Genomic DNA, 21,492 nt, shown 5'->3' on the forward strand with positions numbered 1-21,492 from the left:
CGCGCCTGCGGCTGTACTGGCTTTACGGCGATTCTATCTGTAAATAACAGCAGATGAACGTATATTTTGCTGCAAAACGGAAAGAGTGAGTAACAACCGATCGAACCTTTGGGGAGGTGAAATGACCATGAATAAATCCGAACTGATTTCCCAAGTAGCTGAAACTGCAGAATTGTCCAAAAAGGATGCGACGAAAGCCGTTGACGCGGTATTCGAAGCGATCGCTCAAGCTCTGCAAAACGGAGACAAAGTCCAACTCGTTGGATTTGGCAACTTTGAAGTTCGCGAGCGTTCCGCCCGTAAAGGACGCAACCCGCAAACCGGTGAAGAAATCGAAATCCCTTCGAGCAAAATCCCTGCTTTCAAACCAGGCAAAGCGCTCAAAGACGGAATCAAATAAGATTTCTACATATTTCCAATAAGCTGGTGAGAAAAAGACCGTGATGAACCCGGCTGCCGCTGCAGATCTTGATCCGCAGCAGCGTTTCGGGTACCTGCAAAGCTTTTCGGTTCAACCCGATTTGACGCGCAGGCGTTCACGGCCTTTTCTTTTCTGTCTGGACGGTACGAGACGGATCTAGAGGGACCGGCCGGGGGGAGTTTTCAAGCGTACTTCATTGGGATGCGGGTTGGTCTTGGTCCGCGTATGCGATCAGGACGACGGGATAACCTGCTTCCCGGCTGATCTGGCGTTCATACTCCCGGAGCTTCGAAATCGTTTCTTCGTCCAGCGGCGCCGGTTCGTAATGAACTCCTTTTTTAGTATATTGCTTGATTAGCTTTCCCAGGACGGCATCGAATTTTACGAGAAGAATCGATCGCGCAGATGATGGCGGAAGGAGGGAATTCATATGGAAAATCCGAACAACAACGATTACATCGTCGTGAAGGCCAAAGAAAACGGCGTGCAGGTGATCGGGCTGACCCGCGGTACTGATACGAAATTCCATCATACGGAAAAGCTCGATAAAGGCGAGGTTTTGATCGCGCAGTTCACGGATCATACGTCCGCCATGAAAATCCGCGGCAAGGCGGAGGTTCAAACCAAGCACGGGGTGATCGAAAGCGACAGCTAAATGCAGGCATAGCCTGCTTTTTTTCGTTGGGTAATCGAGGTATGGACTCCGGGAATGAAGCTTAAACTATAGGTACCGAACAAGCGAGGAGGACTACCAGATGACCCGTTATATCCTGCCATGCGCCGCGCTCATCCTTGCTTTGGGAACGGCGCCGCCTTTATTTTGGGCAACCCCGCATGCCGATGCCGCCCCGGCCCGTCCCAAACAGGTGATGCCGGTCGCTTTGCATCGGCAGGGCTGGGAATTGAGCGACGACAACATCGTCGACGTGCTGCATTCGCTGCCTTTGACGCTGGCGATCCGCCGCGTGGAATGGCATGCCCCCGTGATATCCATCGACCTGACGGTACCCGCTCCCGAAACGACGCGAACGGAAATGTACAAAAACATCGCCGAAATCCTGTCGTTTTGCTTCTCGGGCACAAGCAACGTCCAGCAGGTCAAGCTGAGGCTGATGGCCGAGGATCCGTGGCTTGATACGCGCCATCTCCTCCTGGCGGCCGACACGGGACGAAGCGCATGGGATTCGGCCATGTACCGCGAACTCCGGCTGACGGGAGAAGCGGCGCTGCCCGAATACATAAAGAGCCGTTTGCACGTGATCGAAACCCTGTTGTGGAAAGAGCGTTACGGCGGATATTTTAGCGGGTAGATATATATAAAAATAAGGCTTCCCCACCCGTGCGTGGGGAAAAAACATGTGATATAATAGAAAAGATTGTGAACAAATGATCTTGTTCGTCGGATTAGCAAGTGATTCAAGAGAAATAAGGCTCGGAGGCTGACGATGAAACCGTACCGCGTACCCCAACTAGCAAAGAAATATGTCGAATACGACATGATCCAAAAACATACGGAGCTGCCGCCTTTTCCAGACGCTCGTGTTCAGCTTTTATACATTTTCCTGAACCAGGGAACCAGCAGTCACGGCATGCACAGCGAGCTGTTTTCGCTGGTGACTTCCCTCGTTCAATTAGGTATAGATACGCATGAAACGATTGATACGCAAAAGGACAAACCGGGCGAAGGCTTTATGCGTTCCCGCCAGCTGAAGGTTCTCGCAGGAGACTATTTCAGCAGCCGGTTTTATCAGCTCTTGTCCCAGAAGGGACAAATCGAAGCCGTTTCGCGCCTAAGCCAAGCCATTTGCGACGTAAATGTGCTGAAGATGAACTTGTACGGCAAAATGAAAAGCCTGTTATTGTCGGCAGAAGAATATTTGCGGCATACGGTGCAGCTGAATATGCAGCTGTTTCTTTCTTTTACGCCCCTGCTGGAAGAATCCCTCCACGAGTTGTGGGGCACTCTGTTGCGCAAAGTCAGCGAATGTGAAACCGTGGCGAGGGAAATGCAGCGGAGCGGCGGCGAACCGTTTCTTTACAGTTACTCTTACTGGCACATCCTGGATGTTGCCAATGAAGAGGATAAAGAGGCGCTGAGAGAACGAAAAATCGACAACAAGGACTGGAAAAAGCTGATGCTGAAATACAAAGCGGCCGAGCATATGGCCGAACGGCTGCGTCAAGCGGTAAACGGCGTCCAATCCGTTTTGAAAAACGCCAAAAGCGACGGCTGCCTCCGCGAGATCGGACAGGTTCTGGAGCCGTTCCAGCGTCAGCTGCACGCTTCCGGTTCGGCCGTCGGAGAAGGGTAGGGTTGCTTAATGAATATCAATGCTTCGGAGCCCAAAACGCATACGGAGGACCACAAATACGACCATGTCCAATCCGTATTCGAAAGCATCGCTCACAAGTACGACATCATGAACGACATTTTAAGTTTCCGCAGGCACAAGGCCTGGCGCAAATTCACGATGAAGAAGATGGCGATGAAGCCCGGGGATACGGCCATCGACCTGTGCTGCGGAACATGCGACTGGACGCTCAGTATGGCTGAGGCCAGCCGGACCGGCCAAGTGGTAGGACTTGATTTTAGCCCCAACATGCTGAAGGTAGGGGAAAGCAAGGTCCGGGCCAAACATCTCGAAAACCAGATCACGCTGGTGCAGGGGAATGCGATGGAGCTGCCGTTCGAGGATAACCGGTTCGATTATGCGACGATCGGTTTCGGCCTTCGGAACGTGCCGGATCTGGTGCAGGTGCTCCAGGAAATGAAACGCGTGGTCAAACCCGGCGGCATGGTCGTTTGCTTGGAATTGTCCAAGCCGACATGGCAGCCGTTCAAAGGCATTTATTATTTTTATTTTCAAAAGGTACTGCCCAATCTGGGCAAACTGTTCGCCAAAAGATACGAGCAGTACAAGTGGCTGCCGGATTCGCTTGCGCTTTTTCCCGGAAGGGAGGAGCTGGCGTCGATATTCCGGGACGTCGGGTTACAGCATGTCAAGGCCTATCCCCTGACTGGCGGCATCGCGGCACTACATATTGGGATTAAGGAGAATCGGCATGTTTAAGAAAATCGGCGTTTTTTTGGAAATGATCAAAATCGAACATACGTTGTTCGCACTTCCGTTTGCGTTTATGGGGGCCATTCTGGGATCGGTGACCGTAAACGGCCACCTGCCTTCATGGGCGCAAATCGGCTGGATATTGATGGCCATGTTCGGGGCGCGGAGCGCCGCATTCGGTTTGAACCGGATGATCGACCAAGTCATCGATAAAAAGAATCCCCGCACGGCCGGGCGGGCGATTCCCGCAGGGCTTCTCAAAACGGCCGAAGTCATCGTGTTTACGATCGTTTGTTTCGTATTGTTGTTCTGGGCGGCGTTCGAATTGTCCCCGCTTGCCGTAAAGCTGCTTCCGATCGCGGTCTTTTTCCTTGTATTCTATTCTTACACGAAGCGCTTTACATGGCTTTGCCATTTGATTCTCGGGCTTACGATCGCGCTGGCTCCGCTGGGCGGCTGGGTGGCCGTGACGAACAACATCGACTGGACGGCGCTTTTGCTCTACGTTTCCGTCGCGTTCTGGACGGCGGGTTTCGACGTGATTTACGCGATTCAGGACATGGAATTCGATAAAAAGGAAGGGCTGTTCTCCATTCCTGCCCGCTTCGGCCTGCACGGGTCGTTGAAAATCGCAAGATATTTTCATATGGTCACGGCGGCAGGTTTTATCATCCTCTTTTTTGCGACGGATTTGAGCTGGTGGTATTTCGCCGGGATGGTCATTTCGTATTTTATCCTATTCTATGAACATTTCATTTTGTCGCCAAATGATATGAGCAAGCTGCAGACCTCGTTTTTCACCATGAACAGCGTGCTTAGTATCGTTGTTTTTGTCTTTACGCTGATTGACTTGGTGGTGCAGTTCCATTGATCGATGCGAAAAAACGGGGCTGGGTCGTCGGAATCACGGGAGCTAGCGGCTCGGTTTACGGCGTGCGCCTGATCGAGGTTCTTTTAAGCGAAGGTTACCCGGTTCATCTGGTCGTCTCCAATGCGGGCTGGCGGGTCCTCGGCGAGGAACTTGGATGGAATGCCGCCAGGCGGGAGCAGGCGCTGCAGGACAAATTCGGCGGGCTTCCGGGCGAGCTGACGTACCACGCGATCGCGGACATCGGCGCGACCATTGCAAGCGGCTCCTATCAGGTCGAAGGCATGGTGATCGTTCCTTGTTCGATGGGCACGTTGTCCGCGGTGGCCAGCGGCGCCTCCGACAATCTGATGACGCGGGCGGCGGACGTCATGCTGAAGGAAGGGCGACCGCTCGTCCTGGTGCCGCGGGAAACGCCTTTGCATGCCATCCATCTGGAAAATATGCTGAAGCTTGCCCGGCTCGGAGTGAAAATGATTCCGGCCATGCCGGCTTTTTATTTTCATCCCGAAACGATCGACGATCTGGTCGATTTTCAGGTAGGCAAAATATTGGACAGCCTGCGGATCGAACATCGGCTGTTTACCCGCTGGGACGGCGGGCAGGCCGCGCACAAGCGGGAAAAACCCTGAATCCGGTACAGTGTCATCTGCGTATGAACTGTGCTATGATGAACTAAAACTGGTTATTGCATGAAAACAACTCGAATTCTGCTGCTGCAAAAGGGAAATGCGGATTGAGAATACGCTGACACGGGTGAAGGAATGAAAAGATTAGACATATTCGGCTTACTGAAAAAAGATATGAACTACATTGAAAACGAGCTCTTTCGCAGCATCGAAGGAGAGCATCAGCTGCTGAACGAAACGTCGATGCATCTGCTGAAGGCGGGAGGCAAACGGCTGCGCCCCGTGTTCGTGCTGATGGGGGGGAAGTTCGGAAACTACGACTTGGAAAAGCTTAAGCATGTGGCGGTTCCGCTGGAGCTGATCCATATGGCCTCTCTCGTTCATGACGACGTGATCGATGACGCGGATACCCGCCGCGGGGAGTTGACGGTCAAGTCCAAATGGGACAACCGGATCGCGATGTACACCGGCGACTATATCTATGCCCGGGCTCTCATGATCGCAGCGCAGCTGGAAAAACCGCAAATCCATCAAATCCTGTCCAAAGCGATGGTCGAAATGTCCATCGGCGAAATGGAGCAGATCCGCGACTTTTTCAATACCGAGCAAAGCGTGCGCCGCTACCTGCTGCGGATTCGCCGCAAAACCGCCCTTCTGATCGCGGTCAGCTGCCAGCTCGGAGCCGTGGCCTCCGACGCGGATGAGAAGGTGTCCAATTTGCTGTACCGTTACGGATACAACGTCGGCATGGCCTTTCAAATCCAGGATGACCTGCTGGACCTGTGCGGGACGGAAAAACAGATCGGCAAACCTCCGGGAAGCGACATCCGGCAGGGGAACATTACGCTGCCGGTCATTTTTGCCCTCCAGGACGAAGAGCTCAAGGCTCCCCTGTTGCGGGAAATCGGCTATATCCGCGAACGCAACGGGGAATGCGACGTGACCGGGGCCATTCAGATGATCAAGTCCAGCAGCGGCATTTCGCGGGCCGAAGCCTTGGCGGATCGTTACATAAAAAAAGCGCTTGGCGCGCTGGAGCGTCTCCCGGATAACCGGACGAAGAAAAATTTGAGGGACATCGCCCATTTCGTGACCAAACGCTCTTATTGAAGCACCTTGCCGCCTTCCAGTGCAGGTATGACGAAGTTAATATCAGTCTGATTTTATATATTGTAAGATTGCCATACTTAACCTTACGACTTGAGTCAAAATAGGAGAGTGAGTTTATGGAACGAACTTTTTTAATGGTCAAGCCAGACGGAGTACAACGTGGTTTAATCGGCAAAATCATCGCAAGACTGGAAGACAAAGGGTTCAAAATGGTGGCAGGCAAGCTGGTGCAAGTGTCGCAGGAACAGGCGAAACGCCATTACGCCGAACATGAAGGCAAGGATTTTTACGATAACCTGGTCAACTTTATTACTTCCGGCCCCGTCTTCGCCATGGTATGGGAAGGCGACGACATTATCGCCCTGTCGCGGATGCTGATGGGGAAAACGAACGTGAAGGAAGCGCAGCCGGGCACCATCCGCGGCGACTACGCTTCGCACACCCCGCATAATCTGATCCACGGTTCCGATTCCCCGGAAAGCAGCGCGCGCGAGATCGCGAATTTTTTTGAAGCGCATGAACTGGTGGAATACGACAAGACCATCTCGCCGTGGACGTAAAGCAGCCGTATCCGCCGACCGGGGGGGAATCTGCCGGAACTTCCCTGCCGGACCGCGATTATATGATGTTCATCGAAAACGTAAAGCAAAGCACCGGCATCGATCTGTCGGAATATAAGGAAGCGCAAATGAAACGTCGTTTGACCACGCTCCGCGTTAAAAACGGTTACACGAGTTTCGCCGCTTTTTTCGAGGCTTTTTCCAAGGACAAATCCTTGTTTTATGAATTTTTGGACCGGATGACGATCAATGTATCCGAATTTTGGCGCAACCCGAACCGCTGGGAGGTTTTGCGGGATATCATCCTTCCCGAGCTGGCCAGCGGAAGTCCGCGGGGGCTTAAGGTTTGGAGCGCGGCCTGTTCCACGGGGGAAGAACCGTATACGCTTGCGATGATCCTCGACGGCAAAGGCTTGCTGGATGCGTCCAAGCTGGTTGCGACCGACATCGATGAAGGCGCTTTGGCCAAAGCCAAGCAGGGGCTCTACATGGAGCGTTCCCTCAAGGATGTGCCGCAGGACGTCGCCGCCCGCTATTTTACGCAGGATGGAGCCCTGTTCAAATTCAGCGAGCTGCTGAAAAAGAAGGTCGAGTTCCGCAAGCAAAACCTGCTGCTTGACCCGTTCGAAAAGGGACATGACTTGATCGTCTGCCGAAATGTCATGATTTATTTTACGGAGGAAGCCAAATCCAAGCTGTACCACAAATTCGCGGAAGCGCTCCGCCCGGGCGGGTATTTGTTCGTCGGCAGCACGGAGCAAATTTTTTCGCCGGGACAATACGGGCTCGAGCCGACCGAAACGTTTTTTTACCGGAAAAAAGGCTGACGTTCCATTGCAGGTATAATGAAGGCCGGTTCAAACCGATACTATGATTGACATGGGAACTCACAAAAGTGGAGGTTCGTATCATTCATGGACAAACGCCAGGTCATTACCGCGTACCGCCGCGGGTTTATTACGATTCAGGAATGCGGGCAAATTCTGGGCATCGAAGATATCCGGCTAAGTCGGATGGTGCAGGATTCCGTGGAAAACCTGGAGAACGTCCCCAAGCCCGCCGGCAGACTCACCGCAAACGGCAGCAGCGCAGAATAAGACGCCGACCCTTGATTTCAAAGGGCCGGCTTTTTTTGTATGCGGATTTACAGGCAACAGCTTGCGTCCATCGTGCTCTGGCGGGCAAATTTTGAATCAACGCGTGACAGGGCCTACCGTTAAATATTATAATGGGCAAAGATATCATCGGATTTTAGTCGTTTACCGTTTAACAGTTTAAAGGGGGAAAGCAACATGAGTGTTTCTAACTTCATCGCAAGCGGAGTGTTGCGAATATGAGAACGGTACATGTGGATTTGGGAGAACGCTCGTACCCGATTTATATCGGCACCGGACTGCTGCCGCAGGCGGGATCGTTTCTGGTCAAACACGGTTTGTCCGTCAAAAGCCCGCATCTGATCGTCACCGACGACAAGGTCGCCCCGCATCATCTGGATACGCTGAAGTCAACGCTCGAGAAAGCCGGCTTTCGCCTGGTCGTCTCGGTGGTGAAATCGGGCGAAAGCTCCAAATCGCTGCAGGTGTTCGAGGAAGTCATGACTTCGGCCATCCAAGGCGGCTTGGACCGCAAATCTTCGGTCATTGCCCTCGGCGGCGGCGTCGTCGGGGACTTGGCGGGTTTCGTGGCCGCTACCTATATGCGCGGCATCGCATTCATTCAAATGCCGACCACGGTGCTGGCCCATGACAGCAGCGTCGGGGGCAAGGTGGCCGTGAACCATCCGCTGGCGAAAAACATGATCGGCGCCTTCCATCAGCCCGAGTTCGTGCTGTACGACCTCGACACGTTGATGACGCTGCCTCCGCGCGAAGTGTCCGCGGGTTTGGCGGAGATGGTCAAACACGGCCTCATCCGGGATGCCGCATTTGCCTACTGGTGCAGAGACCATGCGCAGGAACTGCTTTCGCTCGACCGGGAAGCGCTGGGCTACGGTCTCGAACGCGGGGTGGCCATCAAGGCGGAGGTGGTGTCCCAGGACGAGCGCGAAGGCGGTCTGCGGGCCATATTGAACCTTGGCCATACGATCGGCCATGCCATTGAGGCGGTCGCCGGGTACGGCGAATTCCTTCACGGCGAAGCCATTTCGATCGGGATGGCCGGCTCGGCCCTGTTGGCCGAGGCGCTCGGCCGCGGCACAGGGCTGTACGAAGACACGACGGCCATGTTGAAAGCGTTGAATTTGCCGGTCATTTTGCCCGACCATTTGGGCGAAGACGAGCTGATGGCAGCGATGATGCATGACAAAAAGTTCAAGGAAAACACGATGGTATTCATCGTACCGGATGCCATCGGCTCCGTCAGCATCGTGAAGGATATTCCGCAGCAGCTGGTCAGAGATATCCTGAAGCAGCTTAGAAAAGGAGGAAAAGCCAATGTATAACAGAGGGATAAGGGGCGCCACGACCGTCCGGCATAACGACGAGCGGGAAATTCTCGACGAGACCGTCGTTCTGATGCGCGAAATCGTCGAGCGGAACCAAATCGATCCCGAAGATATCTGCAGCGTGTGGATCACGCTTACCCAGGACCTGGACGCGGCCTTCCCGGCCAAAGCGATCCGGGAGCTCGAAGGCTGGGAGATGGTGCCTTTGATGTGTTCCGTGGAGGTGCCGGTGAAGGGCAGCCTTCCGCGCTGCGTCCGGCTGATGGTACAGGTGAACACCGAAAAAAGCCAACGCGAAATGAAACACGTGTATTTGAACGAGGCCCAAAAATTGCGCCCGGATTTGGCAGCTCCCAAATCCTAACTTTTTTTGGAAGGATGCTTGCCAGGACAGGTTTCATCCTGTATAGTGTAGGTTAATGGTTCGAGCAACAGGGAGTCCTTTGCAGGAATCGAAACAGGATTGAACCGGGATGGAGATTCCGGTTAATCATGAGACGAGTAGAGTTTAGTTGAGCTTAGTTGAGTATAGAAGAGCCGAGTCCATATGAATCGCAACTTGGAACGTGTCGGGCATTCGTTTTAACGCCCCTTGAAGGTTTTTTGTCCGATTGCAGGCAATAGATCCGCAAGGCGCCGTTGAAGCCGATCTGCTGACGGACCCCTCTTTCCATATACTTAATGAACGTCAAACCCTCTACTTCGGTAGAGGGTTTTTTGCTGTCCAACATCAAAAAAACTCGATTCGCTGCCGACATGAAGTCCTTACAACCTGAAGGAGGGAATATGGCCAATGATGAATCCGGGCGTTGAACAGGTTTTGAAGCTGTCCCGCGAATACAATTTGATCCCCGTCGTAAAAAGGCTGCTTGCCGACATGGAAACCCCGATCCGAATTTTCCAGCGGTACGCCGGGCGCGACTGCGCGTTTTTGCTCGAAAGCGTGGAGGGCGGCAGCAGATGGGCGCGATATTCGTTTATCGGCACCGATCCGTTTATGATGATTTACGGCAAAAAGGGCGAAATCGTGCTGGAGCGCCAAGGGAGCAAGGAAACGATGAAAGGCAGGCCGGTGGAAGAGCTGAAGCAGCTGCTTCGCCGGTACCGCAGCCCGAAGCACGAAGAGCTGCCGCCGTTTACAGGCGGGGCGATCGGATTTTTCGGATACGATCTGCTGCAATATTACGAGAAACTGCCGGCGCATGCGGTGGATGACCTGGGCATGGACGACATCCGGTTTATGTTCTGCGATTCGGTCATCGTATTCGATCACGTGAAGCAGCAGATTTTGCTGGTAGGCAACGTGCATGTCAATCCGGGCGACACGGATGAGGACATCCGCCGCAAATACGCGGAGCTCGACGGGAAGCTGGACCGAATCGCGGAGCAGCTGCAAAGCCATGGGCCGCGGGAGAACGTGAACGGTCGTCCGATTCCGGCAGACATCCCGCTCGGCGACATCAAATCCAACATGACCAAAGAGCAGTATATGGCAAACGTGGAGCGCGCCCAGGAATATATACGGGCAGGGGACATTTTTCAGGTGGTGTTGTCCCAGCGTTTCCACATCGAAACCGAAGTTTCCCCGCTGCATGTATACCGGGTGCTGCGGACATTGAATCCGTCGCCTTACATGTACTACTTGAAAATGCATGAGGAGATCATCGTCGGCACGTCGCCGGAAGCGCTGGTCAAGGTCGAAGGCGACCGCGTGGAGACGAGGCCGATAGCGGGGACGCGCCCGCGGGGGAGCGACGAGCACGAAGACGAACGGCTGGCGCAGGAGCTCCTGGCGGACGAGAAGGAACGCGCCGAACATTTGATGCTCGTCGATTTGGGACGCAACGATCTGGGGCGCGTCTCGAAGTTCGGAACGGTCAAATGCGACATGTTCATGGAAATCGAACGGTACTCCCACGTCATGCATATGGTCTCGAACGTTTCCGGCACGCTTCGCGACGATAAGGACTTTTTTGACGCTTTCCTTTCCTGCCTGCCGGCCGGAACCGTCTCCGGCGCTCCGAAGCTGCGGGCCATGGAGATCATCGCCGAACTGGAGCGGGAAGCCAGGGGAGCTTATGCGGGAGCGATCGGGTATCTCGGATTTAACGCCAATATGGATTCCTGCATCACGATCCGGACGATCATTTTCCGCAAAGGAAAAGCGTTCGTTCAGGCCGGGGCGGGCATCGTGTGGGATTCGGTGCCCGAGAGGGAGTACGAAGAAACGCTCAACAAGGCGAAAGCCCTGCTGAAGTCGATACGCGTGGCCGAAGCGATGTTCCCGCAGGCCGATCAGGCGATGCCGGAGCAGCTGAATCAGGATTATTTTTATGAATATACGCCATAAACCCGAAGGAGGAGATGAGGTATGAGTACGGGCGGATTTATCCCTGCATGCTTAAACCGGTTGATCGAAGGGCGCGATTTGACGCGCGAGGAAGCGCGGCAGCTGATGTCGTCCATCATGGAAGGCAGCGTGACGCAATCGCAGATTGGCGCGGTGCTGATGGCGCTGCGGATCAAAGGCGAAACGGTCGATGAGATTACGGGCTTCGCGGAAGCGATGCGGAACGTGGCCAGCACGGTCAAGGCGGACAACGAAAAGCTGCTGGACACCTGCGGAACGGGCGGGTCGGGCATCCACAAATTCAATATTTCCACGGCGTCGGCCATCATCTCTTCCGCGGCTTCGGTGCGCGTGGCCAAACACGGAAACCGTTCGGCCTCCGGACGCGCCGGCAGCGCGGACGTGCTCGAAGCGCTCGGGGTGAATATTCATCTGAGCAGCGAGCAGGCGAAACGCTGCCTTGATGAAATCGGCATTTGCTTCTTGTTCGCGCAGCTGTACCATCCGTCCATGAAACATGCGGCGGCGCCGCGGAAGGAGCTTGGGGTCCGGACGGTGTTCAACATGCTGGGGCCGCTGACGAACCCGGCCGGAGCGGATCGGCAGCTGCTCGGGATCTACGACCGCAACCGGACGGAAACGATCGCGGAGGTGCTTCGCGAGCTCGGCTCCAAACGGGCGCTTGTCGTAACCAGCCACGACGGGCTGGACGAAATCAGCATTTCGGCGCCGACCCAGGTCTCGGAGCTGCGGGACGGCGCGGTGCGGACCTACCAAATCCACCCCCACGATCTCGGTCTCGATGTGCATCCGCTGGAGGCCGTTCTGGGCGGGGACGCGTTGCAAAACGCCAGGATCGTCGAGTCCGTGCTTCAAGGCGAACGAAGCCCGTACAGGGACGTTGTGCTCGCCAACGCCGGAGCATGCATTTATGTGGCCGGCCTTGCGGACAGCATCGCCGAAGGCGTTCATGCCGCCGCGAAAGCGATCGATAACGGAAGTGCTTATGCTAAATTGCAGCAATTGATTCAAATGACGGGAGAGCTGAGTTATGTATCTTGATCGAATTGTCGTGACGAAACGGGAGGAAGCAGCCAAGCTGGCGGAACGTTTATCGGTAGACCATGCGCTGCAAGCCATTGCGAACATGCCCGCGACCAAAGGTTTTGCGCGGGCGCTGACGGCCGGGAGAAAGCGGGACATGGGGCTCATCGCGGAAGTGAAGAAGGCATCCCCTTCCAAAGGGCTGATCCGCCCCGATTTCGATCCGGTCCGGATCGCGCTTGATTATGAAGAAGCGGGAGCGGACTGCCTGTCGGTCCTGACCGACGAGCCGTATTTTCAGGGCAAAGGGGAGTATTTGCAGGCGGTGCGCGAGGCCGTGAGCCTGCCGCTGCTCCGGAAGGATTTTATCATCGACGAGCTTCAAATTTATGAAGCCCGGCTGCTCGGCGCCGACGCGATCCTGCTGATCGCCGCCATTCTAACGCCGGAACAGATTTCATCGTATATGAGAACGGCGGCCTCCATAGGCCTCGATTCGCTGATCGAGGTGCACAGCGAGGAAGAGATGAAGCAGGTGCTTCGGCTTGACCTTGCGGACGGCGCGTTGATCGGCATCAATAACCGCAATTTGCACACGTTCGAAACCTCGTTGACAACCACCGAGACGCTGAGCAAGCTGGTACCGGACGGCGTGCCCGTCATCAGCGAAAGCGGCATTTCCGGGGTGCCCGACATGGAGTTCCTCAAGAAAACAGGGGCGACAGGCGTTCTTATCGGGGAGTATTTCATGCGCCAGCAGGACGTAGGGGCTGCGGTTCGGGATTTGATGGGCCCCGTTACGGAGGAAGGCGGCGTGTACCGAACATGAACAAAACGAAGGTAAAAATTTGTGGACTTCAAAGCGTTGAAGTGCTAAAATCTATGAATAACCTGCCGATCGATTATATCGGCTTCGTATTTGCCAAAAGCCGGCGGCAAGTATCGCCCGGCGCGGCAGCCGAGATGGCCGAAACCGCCAAGGCTTGGGAGGGCGTTCCCGCCCCGCGCACCGTAGGCGTATTCGTCAATCCGGACATGGAGCGGCTTGAGGACGTCATGTCCCGGGTCGCGCTGGACGTGATCCAGCTTCACGGACAGGAAAGCCCAGATTTTTGCCGGGAGGTCAAAAACCGTTTTCAAGCGGAGTTGTTCAAAGTCGTCTCCGTCGAGCCCCAGCACCGATCGGACGGGAATCCGATCCTTATTCAGGACTATGCAGGGGCGATCGACGCGCTGCTGCTGGACACGTTCGAACCCCAATACGGAGGCGGATCGGGGACCACATTTGCTTGGGATAAAATCCCCGCATATCAAAAATGGACCCGGAAGCAGGGAATTCCGCTGCTGGTGGCAGGGGGGCTGAACGCTTCCAACGTCGCGGGTTTGGTACGGGATTATGCGCCGGACGGCGTCGACGTATCCAGCGGCGTGGAAACGAACGGAACGAAAGATCTCGAAAAAATTGCAGCTTTTGTGGAAAGGGTGAAGCAGGCATGACTCAATTGCCGGATCAAAATGGACGTTTTGGCGAATTCGGAGGACGGTTCGTTCCGGAAACGCTGATGAATGCACTCATAGAGCTCGAGGAAGCTTATCATCGCTATGCGGAGGATCCTTCCTTCCAGGAGGAGCTTTCCTATCTGTTGAAGCAGTACTCGGGAAGGGAAACCCCGCTATATTATGCGGAGCGGCTGAGCAAACATCTGGGCAAGGCCAAAATTTATCTGAAACGCGAGGACCTGAACCATACCGGGGCGCATAAGATCAACAACGCGCTGGCGCAGGGCGTATTGGCGAAACGCATGGGCAAAAACAAGGTGATCGCCGAAACGGGAGCCGGCCAGCACGGGGTGGCCACGGCCACCGTCGCCGCGCTGCTCGGCATGGAATGCAAAGTGTTCATGGGCGAGGAAGACACAAAGCGCCAAGCATTAAACGTATTCCGGATGCAGCTTCTCGGGGCCGAAGTCGTACCGGTGACCTCGGGATCGCGGACGTTGAAGGATGCCGGCAACGAGGCGCTCCGGTATTGGGTGAGCAACGTCGACGACACCTTTTACATTTTGGGTTCCGCCGTCGGGCCGCACCCGTATCCGATGATGGTGCGCAACTTCCAGCGGATCATCGGGGACGAGACGCGCCGCCAGATTTTAGAAGCCGAAGGGCGCCTTCCGGATCATGTCGTCGCGGCCATCGGCGGCGGCAGCAATGCCATCGGCATGTTTTATCCGTTCATTGAGGACAAGGGCGTGGCGCTGATCGGAGTTGAAGCTGCGGGCAAAGGCGTCGAAACGGCTTTTCATGCGGCAACCATGAGCAAAGGGACCAAAGGGGTGTTCCAAGGTTCGATGAGTTACTTGCTCCAGGATTCGTTCGGACAGGTTCAGGAGGCATTTTCGATCTCCGCGGGCCTGGACTATCCGGGCGTCGGACCCGAGCATTCGTATTTGAAGGATATCGAACGGGCCAAATACGTGCCGGTTACGGACCAGGAGGCGCTTGACGCGCTGCAGCTGCTGTGCCGTACCGAAGGAATCATCCCGGCGCTGGAATCCGCGCACGCGATCGCGCAGGTGGTCAAAATGGCGCCAAGCCTCGGCAGCGAAGACCTCGTCGTCATTTGCTTATCCGGGCGCGGGGATAAAGACGTTGAATCCATTATGGCGTACACGGGAGGGAAACAGGCATGAACTTGATCGACCAAACCTTTTCCAGATTAAAGGAAGCGCGGGAGACCGCCTTGATCCCTTTCCTGACCATCGGCGATCCCGATGTGGAGACGTCGGTGGAGATCATCGCGCAATTGGAAGCGGCCGGAGCGGATATCGTCGAGCTGGGCGTCCCTTATTCCGACCCTCTGGCCGACGGACCCGTCATTCAGCGCGCTTCCCAGCGGGCTTTGAAGCATCAGGTCAACATCAGATCCTGCATGGAAGCCGCCGTCAAAGCGCGCAGCGCCGGGGTAAAGCTTCCTTTCATCCTTTTTACGTATTACAATCCCGTGCTGCAGTTCGGCTTGGACCGGTTTTTCGATGAGGTGAAGAAACATGACATCAGCGGTCTGATCATACCGGATCTGCCGGTGGAGGAATCGGCGGAGCTGCTTCGCCGGGCGGAAGCCGCGGAGATCCATGTCATCCCGTTGGTGGCGCCGACCTCGAAGGAAAGAATCAAGAGCATCGTGGCGGGGGCCAAAGGGTTCATCTATTGCGTTTCTTCGCTGGGCGTGACGGGGGAACGGTCCAGTTTCTTTGAAGGCGTCGAGGAGTTCATCGGCCAGGTCAAAGAATTTACGGACACGCCGGTCGCCATCGGTTTCGGAATTTCGAACAGGGAACAGGCCGAGCGTTTCTCGCGCATCTGCGACGGCGTTGTCGTAGGCAGCGCCATCGTGCGAACCATCGAAGAAACCATCCCCCTTCTGCAAAATGCGGACACTCGCCAAGATGGCCTCTTGCAAATACGCAAGTTTGTGTCACAATTAAAAGCATAAATTTGCTGAAAGTGAGTGGTTATTGTGAGACCTAAATCCCAAATTGGAAATCTTCCCGTGTATCAGCCCGGAAAACCGATCGAAGACGTCAAACGGGAACTCGGCTTGGACGAAGTCGTCAAGCTGGCGTCCAACGAAAACCCGTACGGCGCATCGCCCAAAGCAAAAGAAGCTATCGTGGCCGAGCTTGAACATATCAGCCTTTATCCGGACGGAGGCGCCGTCGAGCTGACTTCCGACCTTGCGAAGCACCTCGGCGTGAATACCGACCAAATCATTTTCGGCTGCGGCTCCGACGAGATCATCGCATTGATCTCCAGGGCATTCTACGTGCCGGGCGACGAGACGATCATGGCCGACCAAACGTTCTCCGTGTACAAGAGCAACGCGGATATCGAAGGGGCGGTCACCGTTGAAGTGCCGCTCGTGGACGGGAAACATGATTTGGATGCGATGCTGGCCAAGGTCAACGATCGCACGAAAATCATTTGGGTGTGCAACCCGAACAATCCTACCGGCACGCTTCTTTCGGAGCAGGAGGTCACGGCTTTCCTCGAGAAAGTGCCTTCGAACGTCATGGTCGTCCTTGACGAAGCTTATTTCGAGTACGTGACGGATCCTTCTTACCCGAACGGCATCCGATATATCGAAAAGTATCCGAACGTCGTCGTTTTGCGCACGTTCTCCAAAATTTACGGTTTGGCGTCGCTGCGCATCGGATACGGCGTCGCCCAGCCGGAGGTCATTCGTTTGATCAATCAGGTACGCGAACCGTTTAACACGACGCGCGTGGCTCAGGCCGCGGCGAAAGCGGCTTTGAAGGATCAGGATTACATTGCCAAATGCCGTGCGGCGAATCGGGCCGGCATCGAACAGATCCAGGCCGAATTCGACCGCCTTGGACTCGATTATTTCCCGGCTCACGGCAATTTCATCATGGTGGACGTGCGCAAGCCGGCCGGAGAAGTTTTCGAAGCCATGCTCCGCAAGGGCGTGATCATCCGGGCAGGCCACAGCAAATATCCGACCCATATCCGGGTGAGCGTAGGCACTCCAGAACAAAATAAAGCATTTATTCATGCCCTTGAGCAGGTCTTAAACGCGGAAACAGCTCATGTGCAATAGGATGCGAACAATGAAGTGAGGTACCATGACGACGAAAATCGCTATTTTCGGAGTGGGACTGATCGGCGGCTCCCTGGCCCTTTGCTTTAAAGGCAAGCCGGGGATTACCGTCGTGGGCCATGCCCACCGTCCCGCATCCGCGGATAAATATATAAGCCGCGGCGTTGTCGACCAGGCCACGCTGTCGATCGAGGAAGCGGCACTTGATGCCGACTTCATTTTTTTGTGCGTGCCTGTCGGCAATCTCGACGAATACTTGACGAAGCTCAGCACTCTGCCATTAAAAAAAGGCTGCATCATCACCGACGTCGGCAGCACGAAGGCCAGCATCGCGCTTGCCGCCGAGAAGCTGGCTCTGGAGGACGTTTATTTCATCGGCGGCCATCCGATGGCCGGCTCGGAACGCTCGGGGGTCGAAGCGGCGACGCCGCTTTTGTTCGAAAACGCCTACTACGTGTTGACGCCGCCGCCGGGTTTGCCTGAAGAAGTGTATGACTCGCTGGTCCACCTTCTCAGCTACACGCGGGCGCAGATCGTAAAAGTCGATCCCGTGGAGCATGACCGCATCGTGGGGGCGATCAGCCATCTTCCGCATGTCATTGCCGTTGCGCTCGTCAACCAGGTGTGCGACTACAACAAGGACAATCCGTTGTACCGGCAGCTTGCGGCCGGCGGATTCCGGGACATTACGCGGATCGCCTCGAGCGATCCGATCATTTGGCGCGACATTTTATTGAATAACCGGGACGTCATGCTGCAGATGCTTTCGGATTGGAACAACGGTATTTCGGCATTCGTCAACCTGCTGAAGCAGGAGGACGGGGAAGGGATCGTACAAGCCTTCGCCAAAGCGAACGACTTCCGGAGCGAGCTCCCGGAGCGCCGCAAAGGCATGATCGCTTCGACGTTCGACCTGTATATCGACGTTCCTGACCATCCGGGCATTATCGGCAAAATCACGACCATCCTCGGGGAAAACCATATCAACCTCAGCAATATCCAAATTATCGAAAGCAGGGAGGATGTGCCGGGCATCATGCGGCTGTCTTTCCGTCAGGAAAGCGATATGGAGCGGGCCAAAGAACTGCTGAACAACACGGATTACAGCATTTCGCTGTAATCCGGTTTTTTTATTTCTTTTTCTAAGGGCGGAAAAAACGTCTCAAAACGTGATGTACGGTACAATTTTTTCTTTATTTATAGCTTTTGAAATGAAGTTTGAATATAGGGTTGACAAAATGAAAACGGATACATATAATAAAAGTACAGTATGGTTTCTCTCCACTCCTATCCAAATAAATGGTTGTTCCGGAGTGAACAACGGACCGCGAATGATTCGCGGTCTTTTTTTTGTTTTTCTGCTAACCCGATGATTGTCCAAAGCGTTTTACATATCGTGAGCGGGTGTAGGATTTTTGATCGGTTCGGTCGCGGCGAGGTTAAACGTGGTTTGCTTTTTTGGCCGAAAGCTGTTTCCGAAAAAAATATGTATGTTCTAGTAACATTTTGCGAGGTTGTTCCGTCTATTGATATATTGGAATCATTTTTTATTCGGCAGAATTCCGGTTTCGGCGGGGGAAACGGACAATTTGCGCGCGGCTTTCCTGACGGTTATACTTGAATGTGCTACAATGATAGTGATAGTTTTGTAGAATCGTTGGGGAATTTGCCAATACATAGTGTTTGCGTGTCATGGACCGCCGACAACAAATATCGACCGCAACTTTTCGGATCCTGTTCGGTACTTATATACGACTGAATCGAACGGGGAGGTTTTGTACGGGCGAGGAGGTTACATAAAAATGACGGATTCCCAAATGATTAGGGAAATCAAGAAGGGCAACGTCGAGCTCTTCTCCGAATTAATGCGCCGTTATCAACGGAAAATTTTGGCTTTTGTTTACCATATGCTTCGAAGCTCCCACATGGAGCTCATGGCCGAGGACTTATGCTCCGAGACATTCTATAAGGCATTTCGCAGCCTGCATTCCTTCCGGGAAGTGGATGCATCCTTTTCGACCTGGTTGTATACGATCGCACGGAACACCGTGCTCAGCGAGCTGAGAAAACAAAAGGGCGCCCATGTTCCGATCGAGGAAAGCGGGGTGACGCCCGTTGCGCCGGCGGAGATTGCTCCGGAACAAGCCGTTTTGCGGAATGAGAAGGTGGAGCTTGTGCGCGAGGCCATCAACAATTTGCCGGAGAAACAGCGGTCTGCCTTGATCCTTCGGGAATATGACCAGCTCGACTATCAGGAGATCGCCGATATATTAGGACAAAGCGTCAGTTCGGTCAAATCCTTGCTGTTCAGAGCCCGATCCAGCGTGAAGGTACAGCTGGAACCGTATTTTTATGAGCAAAACTATGAACAATACGAAGGGATGAAAAGCAGATGACTTGCGATGAGGCTCAAGAATTATTCGGGCTGATATCGGATTTGAATGAAAATGATCCCAGATGGCGGCAGCTGGAAATGCACATGACGACCTGCAGCGATTGCGCGGCGGAATTCGATTTGTGGATGGAAAGCCACAGCTACATTTTGGAATTGCAAGAGGAAGCCTCCGAAGAAAAAGCGGAGGAGATCAACCGGAACGTTATGGACCGGATTTACCGGGAATCCCCGTGGCTCATTCCGGACAAGGGCAAGCCGTTTGACGTGCCTGCGGCGACGAGGAAACGGTTGTCGTTATGGATTACCGGCTTCGTGATGGTGTTCCTGTGCAGCGCGCTTTATTTCCTGCTTATGGATAAGCCGCATCCGAAGGAAACCGCCGACGCCGCGACGGGCATATTGCCGACGGGGATTGCCGGCAGCGCGGAATTAAGCCGTTTCAGCTACAATATTCCGGCAACGAACAGCGGGATCATCGAACCGTTTGTCGTCAGCATGGGACCGACGCATCCGCAATATTGGATGATTTTATCGTTGCTGGGCGTTGCGATGGCCCTGCTGTCGCTGCGGCGGCTGAGCCAAATGCGCAAATAAAGCGTTTGGATGCGCGAGAAGGCCGCGCGAAATCCGGAATATGCCTTTTCGCAGCCCTGAAGCAGCAGCGAGGCATTGGCGGACGGCGCGAGCGCCGAACGGATTTTCCCGCTTTTCCGCTTATAACATTTATACCGCTCGTTTTTCTTCATGCCAAAGAATAACTTGGACTTTCGTTCGGGTTATTTTTTTGTTTTTGCCGAATAAAAATTGTAATAATTCCCATAATGGTAGTAAAACGGCGAGGCGATCAGAGATGAATTTAGCGGATATGCTGACATATGCCGACATCGGCCAGCTGACGACCATTGCGGAGCATTACGAATGCGAGTGCAAGCGGAATTCCAAACATGAACTGATCCAGAGCATTTTGGTTATGCTAAACCGTAGGGAATTTATCGAGCAGCAGGTCAGCAGCAGTTCGGCAAAAGATTTGCGTTTTCTCAACACCCTTTTGTTTGACGGCCGCGGCTCCTACAGCCTGGAAGAACTGCTGGCCATCATCGGGCAAACCGCTTTTGATGCCGATCCTTCGGACAAGCAGCAGAAGGCGGAAAGTCCGCGCGAAGCCATCGCCAGGTATAAGCGAAGCGGGTGGCTGTTCAACGGCACGACCCAAAGCACGAGATTCCTGTTTCAGATGCCGAACGATTTAAAGGAAAGGTTCAGGCAGGAACTCGGCGCCATGCTTCGCAACCGGGTCAGGCGGTCCGGAGAACCCGGGGCCTACCGTGAGGAACAAAACTTGTATGCGGAGGATCTGCTGTTATTTTTGCGGTATGTCCGCGATCAGGAAATCGAGCTTAACCAGGAAGCGGCCATGTATCGCCGCCAGCAGCAGCAGGTCATGGACATGCTTCACGTAAGCGAACCTTTGGTCACGAAAGGCGGGTGGCGTTTCGGATACGGAAGATCATTCACCTCTTACCCGAGCCGGTTTGCTTTGCTGTACGATTTTGCATTCTATCAGGAGTACATTGCCGAAGAGGGAGGGCGCTTGCGCTTAACCCCGAAGGGAACGGAAATGATAGACGGCGGAATGAAAGAAAGCATGGTGCAAATTTTCCGTTTCTGGTTAAGGCTATATAAACAAGCGATCCCCAACCTGACTTCCCTGGTTTACTGGACAAGCGAATGCGCCAAGGAATGGGTGACCGTCTCATCGCTGCATCAGGCGATCGGCTGGTTGATCAAACCTTATTACTACGACACCGCGGAATCGATTCTCAATGAGCGGATTTTGAAGATGATGCTTCATTTGGGACTGCTGCGGATCGGAGAAAGCCAAGAGCAAGGAGCCGTGGTCCAGATGACCGCTTGGGGACTGAAACTTGCGGGGAAAAGCTTCGTTTTAGGCGGAGGGAATGCTTCTTTCGTCCATTGACAAAAGCTTGT

The 21,492-nt window shown here is 54.3% G+C and carries 25 protein-coding genes; 24 read left to right on the forward strand and 1 reads right to left on the reverse strand.

Going from position 1 to position 21,492, the window contains the following annotated elements; translation table 11 throughout:
- Positions 1 to 127 precede the first annotated feature (127 nt).
- Positions 128 to 400, forward strand: a complete 273-nt coding sequence (locus tag MKY58_RS09440; RefSeq protein ID WP_036710010.1) for an HU family DNA-binding protein — start codon at positions 128 to 130, stop codon at positions 398 to 400.
- A gap of 214 nt (positions 401 to 614) precedes the next feature.
- Here MKY58_RS09440 and MKY58_RS09445 read toward each other — a convergent pair whose 3' ends face one another.
- Entirely contained in the window at positions 615 to 851 is a 237-nt protein-coding gene (locus MKY58_RS09445) for a hypothetical protein (protein ID WP_339324313.1), read from the reverse strand.
- On the opposite strand from MKY58_RS09445, the gene mtrB reads away from it, so the two are divergent.
- The 23 genes from mtrB to MKY58_RS09560 all read left to right on the forward strand — a co-directional run bounded on the left by mtrB (position 852) and on the right by MKY58_RS09560 (position 21,481).
- The gene (mtrB, locus tag MKY58_RS09450; protein WP_036710013.1) at positions 852 to 1,076 is read left to right on the forward strand and encodes a trp RNA-binding attenuation protein MtrB; all 225 of its coding nucleotides are present in this window, start codon (positions 852 to 854) and stop codon (positions 1,074 to 1,076) included.
- Between the two features lie 100 nt (positions 1,077 to 1,176).
- On the forward strand, positions 1,177 to 1,731 hold the full coding sequence (locus tag MKY58_RS09455) for a hypothetical protein (RefSeq protein ID WP_339324314.1): 555 nt from the start codon (positions 1,177 to 1,179) through the stop codon (positions 1,729 to 1,731).
- A gap of 135 nt (positions 1,732 to 1,866) precedes the next feature.
- The gene (locus tag MKY58_RS09460; protein ID WP_339324315.1) at positions 1,867 to 2,733 is read left to right on the forward strand and encodes a heptaprenyl diphosphate synthase component 1; all 867 of its coding nucleotides are present in this window, start codon (positions 1,867 to 1,869) and stop codon (positions 2,731 to 2,733) included.
- Between the two features lie 9 nt (positions 2,734 to 2,742).
- Positions 2,743 to 3,492 carry a demethylmenaquinone methyltransferase gene (locus MKY58_RS09465; protein WP_339324316.1) on the forward strand — a complete coding sequence of 250 codons (750 nt, stop codon included), beginning with the start codon at positions 2,743 to 2,745 and terminating at the stop codon, positions 3,490 to 3,492.
- Positions 3,485 to 4,357: a UbiA-like polyprenyltransferase gene (locus MKY58_RS09470; RefSeq protein ID WP_339324317.1), complete on the forward strand. Its 873-nt coding sequence runs from the start codon at positions 3,485 to 3,487 to the stop codon at positions 4,355 to 4,357. Before MKY58_RS09465 ends, MKY58_RS09470 begins: the two co-directional genes overlap by 8 nt.
- Positions 4,354 to 4,986, forward strand: coding sequence for a flavin prenyltransferase UbiX (locus MKY58_RS09475; protein ID WP_339324318.1), 633 nt, complete (start codon positions 4,354 to 4,356; stop codon positions 4,984 to 4,986). Before MKY58_RS09470 ends, MKY58_RS09475 begins: the two co-directional genes overlap by 4 nt.
- A 132-nt stretch (positions 4,987 to 5,118) precedes the next feature.
- A complete protein-coding gene (locus MKY58_RS09480) occupies positions 5,119 to 6,093 on the forward strand; it encodes a polyprenyl synthetase family protein (RefSeq protein ID WP_036710023.1) in 975 nt (324 codons plus the stop codon).
- 116 nt (positions 6,094 to 6,209) lie between these two features.
- The gene (gene ndk / locus MKY58_RS09485) at positions 6,210 to 6,653 is read left to right on the forward strand and encodes a nucleoside-diphosphate kinase (RefSeq protein WP_036710027.1); all 444 of its coding nucleotides are present in this window, start codon (positions 6,210 to 6,212) and stop codon (positions 6,651 to 6,653) included.
- A 62-nt stretch (positions 6,654 to 6,715) separates the two neighbouring features.
- A complete protein-coding gene (locus MKY58_RS09490; RefSeq protein WP_339325100.1) occupies positions 6,716 to 7,480 on the forward strand; it encodes a protein-glutamate O-methyltransferase CheR in 765 nt (254 codons plus the stop codon).
- Between the two features lie 87 nt (positions 7,481 to 7,567).
- Positions 7,568 to 7,750 carry a hypothetical protein gene (locus tag MKY58_RS09495; RefSeq protein ID WP_339324319.1) on the forward strand — a complete coding sequence of 61 codons (183 nt, stop codon included), beginning with the start codon at positions 7,568 to 7,570 and terminating at the stop codon, positions 7,748 to 7,750.
- Positions 7,751 to 7,986: 236 nt separating this feature from the next.
- Positions 7,987 to 9,093, forward strand: coding sequence for a 3-dehydroquinate synthase (gene aroB / locus MKY58_RS09500; protein ID WP_339324320.1), 1,107 nt, complete (start codon positions 7,987 to 7,989; stop codon positions 9,091 to 9,093).
- Entirely contained in the window at positions 9,086 to 9,460 is a 375-nt protein-coding gene (gene aroH / locus MKY58_RS09505; protein ID WP_339324321.1) for a chorismate mutase, read from the forward strand. Before aroB ends, aroH begins: the two co-directional genes overlap by 8 nt.
- Positions 9,461 to 9,889: 429 nt before the next feature.
- Positions 9,890 to 11,446, forward strand: a complete 1,557-nt coding sequence (gene trpE, locus MKY58_RS09510; RefSeq protein ID WP_339324322.1) for an anthranilate synthase component I — start codon at positions 9,890 to 9,892, stop codon at positions 11,444 to 11,446.
- A 21-nt stretch (positions 11,447 to 11,467) separates the two neighbouring features.
- Positions 11,468 to 12,508 (forward strand): anthranilate phosphoribosyltransferase, encoded by a 1,041-nt coding sequence (trpD, locus tag MKY58_RS09515; RefSeq protein WP_339324323.1) that lies wholly within the window; start codon positions 11,468 to 11,470, stop codon positions 12,506 to 12,508.
- Entirely contained in the window at positions 12,498 to 13,319 is an 822-nt protein-coding gene (gene trpC, locus MKY58_RS09520; RefSeq protein ID WP_339324324.1) for an indole-3-glycerol phosphate synthase TrpC, read from the forward strand. The genes trpD and trpC overlap by 11 nt, the downstream gene beginning before the upstream one ends.
- Complete coding sequence (locus MKY58_RS09525) at positions 13,316 to 13,987, forward strand: phosphoribosylanthranilate isomerase (RefSeq protein ID WP_339324325.1); 672 nt, start codon at positions 13,316 to 13,318, stop codon at positions 13,985 to 13,987. The genes trpC and MKY58_RS09525 overlap by 4 nt, the downstream gene beginning before the upstream one ends.
- Positions 13,984 to 15,180, forward strand: a complete 1,197-nt coding sequence (trpB, locus tag MKY58_RS09530) for a tryptophan synthase subunit beta (protein ID WP_339324326.1) — start codon at positions 13,984 to 13,986, stop codon at positions 15,178 to 15,180. Before MKY58_RS09525 ends, trpB begins: the two co-directional genes overlap by 4 nt.
- Positions 15,177 to 15,983, forward strand: a complete 807-nt coding sequence (gene trpA, locus MKY58_RS09535; RefSeq protein ID WP_339324327.1) for a tryptophan synthase subunit alpha — start codon at positions 15,177 to 15,179, stop codon at positions 15,981 to 15,983. The genes trpB and trpA overlap by 4 nt, the downstream gene beginning before the upstream one ends.
- Positions 15,984 to 16,007: 24 nt before the next feature.
- Entirely contained in the window at positions 16,008 to 17,108 is a 1,101-nt protein-coding gene (gene hisC / locus MKY58_RS09540) for a histidinol-phosphate transaminase (RefSeq protein WP_036710040.1), read from the forward strand.
- A 25-nt stretch (positions 17,109 to 17,133) separates the two neighbouring features.
- Positions 17,134 to 18,228 (forward strand): prephenate dehydrogenase, encoded by a 1,095-nt coding sequence (locus tag MKY58_RS09545; RefSeq protein WP_339324328.1) that lies wholly within the window; start codon positions 17,134 to 17,136, stop codon positions 18,226 to 18,228.
- A gap of 682 nt (positions 18,229 to 18,910) precedes the next feature.
- Positions 18,911 to 19,504: a sigma-70 family RNA polymerase sigma factor gene (locus MKY58_RS09550; RefSeq protein ID WP_036710045.1), complete on the forward strand. Its 594-nt coding sequence runs from the start codon at positions 18,911 to 18,913 to the stop codon at positions 19,502 to 19,504.
- Positions 19,501 to 20,097, forward strand: coding sequence for an anti-sigma factor (locus tag MKY58_RS09555; RefSeq protein ID WP_339324329.1), 597 nt, complete (start codon positions 19,501 to 19,503; stop codon positions 20,095 to 20,097). Before MKY58_RS09550 ends, MKY58_RS09555 begins: the two co-directional genes overlap by 4 nt.
- Before the next feature lie 256 nt (positions 20,098 to 20,353).
- Complete coding sequence (locus MKY58_RS09560) at positions 20,354 to 21,481, forward strand: hypothetical protein (RefSeq protein ID WP_339324330.1); 1,128 nt, start codon at positions 20,354 to 20,356, stop codon at positions 21,479 to 21,481.
- Positions 21,482 to 21,492 lie beyond the last annotated feature (11 nt).

Origin of the sequence: Paenibacillus sp. FSL W8-0194, from assembly GCF_037969745.1 — a bacterium.
Lineage (GTDB): Bacteria > Bacillota > Bacilli > Paenibacillales > Paenibacillaceae > Paenibacillus_AQ > Paenibacillus_AQ cookii.

Bases quoted from the DNA above. Each gene is read 5' to 3' on its own strand.
- ndk (WP_036710027.1), top strand. From the start codon at position 6,210: ATGGAACGAACTTTTTTAATGGTCAAGCCAGACGGAGTACAACGTGGT.
- MKY58_RS09525 (WP_339324325.1), top strand. From the start codon at position 13,316: ATGAACAAAACGAAGGTAAAAATTTGTGGACTTCAAAGCGTTGAAGTG.
- MKY58_RS09550 (WP_036710045.1), top strand. From the start codon at position 18,911: ATGACGGATTCCCAAATGATTAGGGAAATCAAGAAGGGCAACGTCGAG.
- aroB (WP_339324320.1), top strand. From the start codon at position 7,987: ATGAGAACGGTACATGTGGATTTGGGAGAACGCTCGTACCCGATTTAT.
- MKY58_RS09455 (WP_339324314.1), top strand. From the start codon at position 1,177: ATGACCCGTTATATCCTGCCATGCGCCGCGCTCATCCTTGCTTTGGGA.
- aroH (WP_339324321.1), top strand. From the start codon at position 9,086: ATGTATAACAGAGGGATAAGGGGCGCCACGACCGTCCGGCATAACGAC.
- MKY58_RS09470 (WP_339324317.1), top strand. From the start codon at position 3,485: ATGTTTAAGAAAATCGGCGTTTTTTTGGAAATGATCAAAATCGAACAT.
- MKY58_RS09560 (WP_339324330.1), top strand. From the start codon at position 20,354: ATGAATTTAGCGGATATGCTGACATATGCCGACATCGGCCAGCTGACG.
- MKY58_RS09465 (WP_339324316.1), top strand. From the start codon at position 2,743: ATGAATATCAATGCTTCGGAGCCCAAAACGCATACGGAGGACCACAAA.
- trpA (WP_339324327.1), top strand. From the start codon at position 15,177: ATGAACTTGATCGACCAAACCTTTTCCAGATTAAAGGAAGCGCGGGAG.
- MKY58_RS09445 (WP_339324313.1), bottom strand. From the start codon at position 851: ATGAATTCCCTCCTTCCGCCATCATCTGCGCGATCGATTCTTCTCGTA.
- MKY58_RS09545 (WP_339324328.1), top strand. From the start codon at position 17,134: ATGACGACGAAAATCGCTATTTTCGGAGTGGGACTGATCGGCGGCTCC.
- MKY58_RS09460 (WP_339324315.1), top strand. From the start codon at position 1,867: ATGAAACCGTACCGCGTACCCCAACTAGCAAAGAAATATGTCGAATAC.
- trpE (WP_339324322.1), top strand. From the start codon at position 9,890: ATGATGAATCCGGGCGTTGAACAGGTTTTGAAGCTGTCCCGCGAATAC.
- mtrB (WP_036710013.1), top strand. From the start codon at position 852: ATGGAAAATCCGAACAACAACGATTACATCGTCGTGAAGGCCAAAGAA.
- trpD (WP_339324323.1), top strand. From the start codon at position 11,468: ATGAGTACGGGCGGATTTATCCCTGCATGCTTAAACCGGTTGATCGAA.
- MKY58_RS09555 (WP_339324329.1), top strand. From the start codon at position 19,501: ATGACTTGCGATGAGGCTCAAGAATTATTCGGGCTGATATCGGATTTG.
- MKY58_RS09480 (WP_036710023.1), top strand. From the start codon at position 5,119: ATGAAAAGATTAGACATATTCGGCTTACTGAAAAAAGATATGAACTAC.
- MKY58_RS09440 (WP_036710010.1), top strand. From the start codon at position 128: ATGAATAAATCCGAACTGATTTCCCAAGTAGCTGAAACTGCAGAATTG.
- trpC (WP_339324324.1), top strand. From the start codon at position 12,498: ATGTATCTTGATCGAATTGTCGTGACGAAACGGGAGGAAGCAGCCAAG.
- MKY58_RS09490 (WP_339325100.1), top strand. From the start codon at position 6,716: ATGATGTTCATCGAAAACGTAAAGCAAAGCACCGGCATCGATCTGTCG.
- MKY58_RS09495 (WP_339324319.1), top strand. From the start codon at position 7,568: ATGGACAAACGCCAGGTCATTACCGCGTACCGCCGCGGGTTTATTACG.
- trpB (WP_339324326.1), top strand. From the start codon at position 13,984: ATGACTCAATTGCCGGATCAAAATGGACGTTTTGGCGAATTCGGAGGA.